Source organism: Candidatus Symbiopectobacterium sp. (assembly GCF_020054415.1).
In the GTDB taxonomy this organism is placed as follows: domain Bacteria; phylum Pseudomonadota; class Gammaproteobacteria; order Enterobacterales; family Enterobacteriaceae; genus Symbiopectobacterium.
Window position 1 is genome coordinate 1 of sequence record NZ_JAHWCO010000088.1, and the last position, 2,405, is coordinate 2,405.

At 46.7% G+C, this 2,405-nt stretch carries 3 protein-coding genes and 3 pseudogenes; all 6 read left to right on the plus strand.

The features are described 5' to 3' along the window. Window positions 1-235: helix-turn-helix domain-containing protein (locus QZ506_RS02760; protein WP_291968904.1), on the plus strand; the 235-nt coding region annotated here is incomplete at its 5' end. Next, the gene (locus QZ506_RS02765) at window positions 232-570 is read left to right on the plus strand and encodes an antiterminator Q family protein (protein ID WP_291968906.1); all 339 of its coding nucleotides are present in this window, start codon (window positions 232-234) and stop codon (window positions 568-570) included. The genes QZ506_RS02760 and QZ506_RS02765, both read left to right, overlap by 4 nt. 227 nt (window positions 571-797) lie before the next feature. Continuing rightward, a pseudogene (locus QZ506_RS21430) lies at window positions 798-1,097 on the plus strand (KilA-N domain-containing protein); the annotation flags it as partial. 39 nt (window positions 1,098-1,136) lie between these two features. Continuing rightward, a pseudogene (locus tag QZ506_RS21435) lies at window positions 1,137-1,370 on the plus strand (phage antirepressor Ant); the annotation flags it as partial. A 482-nt stretch (window positions 1,371-1,852) separates the two neighbouring features. Beyond that, window positions 1,853-2,113: a hypothetical protein gene (locus QZ506_RS02780; RefSeq protein WP_291968910.1), complete on the plus strand. Its 261-nt coding sequence runs from the start codon at window positions 1,853-1,855 to the stop codon at window positions 2,111-2,113. A gap of 132 nt (window positions 2,114-2,245) precedes the next feature. Then, window positions 2,246-2,405, plus strand: a pseudogene (locus QZ506_RS21440) (holin); the annotation flags it as partial.

Sequence of the window (2,405 nt, forward strand, 5' to 3'; positions counted from 1 at the left end):
AACTGGCACGGAAAAACAGCATGATTACCTATTATTCAACAAAGCCGGGCATTACCTATCGCATGGGGGAAGCGGCATGAGACAGCGTGTGCGACTGACGGCGGAAGATATTCCGCTTATCCGGGCGCTACTGGACTCCGGTATGCCGGTGGCTGAGGTGGCGAGGAAATTCGAGACCAGCAAACAGCATATCTACAGCATCAGGAACGGCAAAAACTGGGGGGCGGTGAAATGAGAGATATTCGATACCTGTTGACGGCATGGGGAAACTGGAGCGGCTCACGCATTGGCACCGAGTACAAGGCAGCATGGCCCCTCGTTACGGCAAGCAGCGATATCCGGCCCATGCTGTCTGATGAGGACGGGGAGATAGTTGACCGTGCGGTAGGGCTGCTCAAACACTTCGACCCGCTGGGCTACGATATCGTGGTGGCGTATTACAAGGGCAAGGTGTCGTGCAGGGCGATAGGGCGGGAAATTAATCGAAACCACAAGTATGTTGCTGATATTCTAACTCGCGCTGAAGCCTACATTGCAGGCCGCGTGGCTGAGCTTTTGGAGGCGGCTTGACGCAAAATGATATTCCGGGCTATAGTCAGTAGCAGGTGCCGAAAACACCGTACAGAGCGTAAACCGCACGCGTAAGATTTGCGGCTTTTCTGTGTCCATATTTTAGATATGGCCGAGTGTGGGTGAATAAAATACCAGCAATGGGAATAAACCCGCTTGCCTTTGTACAAGTTTTCGACACTTGGCCGCCTGAGTCTTTCAGGTTTCCTCCGAAAAAGGATACAAAAATGAGCACTAATATCATTATCTCCGATATCGCCATTCACAGAGACGCACAGGAGCGTTATTCACTGAACGATCTGCATCAAGCATCTAGCGGCGAGGAAAAGGACAAGCCAGCAAACTGTTTGCGCTCCGATAAAACAATTGAATTAATTGATGAAATTCTTAAAGCTCAGATTTGAGCATTTAAACCTGTAGACTCCCGTAAAGGCCGCTACGGAGGTACTTACGTTTGCAAGGAACTAGTCTATTCCTACGCAATGTGGATCAGCGCCTCGTTCGCTCTTAAAGTAATCCGTGCCTATGATGATATAGTTAATGGTCAGACGCACCAAGTGCGCAAGCAGAAAACGATTCCCGGCAAGCTCACCATGGAGCAGCAAGAGGCTATCAAACAACTGGTGCTTACTCGCGGGAAGAGCGTACCACATGAACATCAGGGCAAAGCAACCATCACGGTGTGGTCAGCACTGAAAAGTCACTTCGGTTGCAGCTATAAAGAAATTCCCGAAGAGAATTTTACCGAAGCGTTATCTCTTGCCGCTCGAGTACCGATTGACGGTGAATTCATCGGCAGAGCATCTTCACAAAATAGCTTCCCTGCTATCTCTGGCAGGATTGTTCTCGACTATGCAGATGGCAGTGTGACAAGGACAGAGGTGGTCGCCTCAAATTGTTTTATAGGGGATATTGAAACACTATTAGAATACTTTGAAAAGCGTGGTGTCGTTGTGCTCACCAACGAAGATGAGCGCCGAAACTTCGTTAAAGAAAATCTAATGCGGTTGATTAACTGATCAAAAAACCAGTAAATGCTTGACTGGGGCCCCGGGGCCCCACATAATAGCTTCATGCTGCGACAAGAGCGCGCAGGACATGAAGCCTCAACTCCCTCTGGTGGTTGGGGCTTTTTACTTATTGCTACCAATGGATGCTTCATTATAATAAATATGCATATTAACTCTATTGGTATATTAAGATGAATGTTAATTTAAGCGGTAACTTCTCCACTGTACCATCGATACAATCATCATCAAGAAACGAGAGTAATACTTCATGTGTGGGCGGAAATATTACAAAAATCAGTAATAAATTTGTAAGATTCAATGATAAAGTAACTAGTTATGAAGTTGAAAAAGGTTTTCGTAGTAAAGAAAAGTTGTCTATATATGAAAGAGAATATAGACGTGCTGTAGATAAGCAGGCGAAAGAATATGGATTAAGATGCGCATTTGGACATGACGATCCACATAAAGATCCATATCCCTATGATCATAGGGTTGGATTAAATAATATGATTAAATATTCGAATAATCCTTGATTTCGTTCGTAGCGTACTTACCTATTCGAATATACTGATGGTACACTGACAAATCTCTTTTCAAGGCTGCGCTCCGGCGCGGCCTTTTTTATTTCCCCTCAATCACACAGCGCCCACTTAGCGGGTGAGGCTATGACACGAATGAGCACTATCTACAGCAGGCTTTCATACGGAAGCGGGACGGGCTTAATGGGCCTTGGCGCGTCTGCCAGAGCCTACGCCGCATCAACCAAAGAGAGCGTCCTGCTGCTTGCAGATAAGGTTGCCGGGTTAAGCCTTGGTGACTGGGCAA

Excerpts from the sequence above, each read along its gene's own strand:
- QZ506_RS02765 (WP_291968906.1), top strand. The coding sequence starts at position 232 with ATGAGAGATATTCGATACCTGTTGACGGCATGGGGAAACTGGAGCGGC.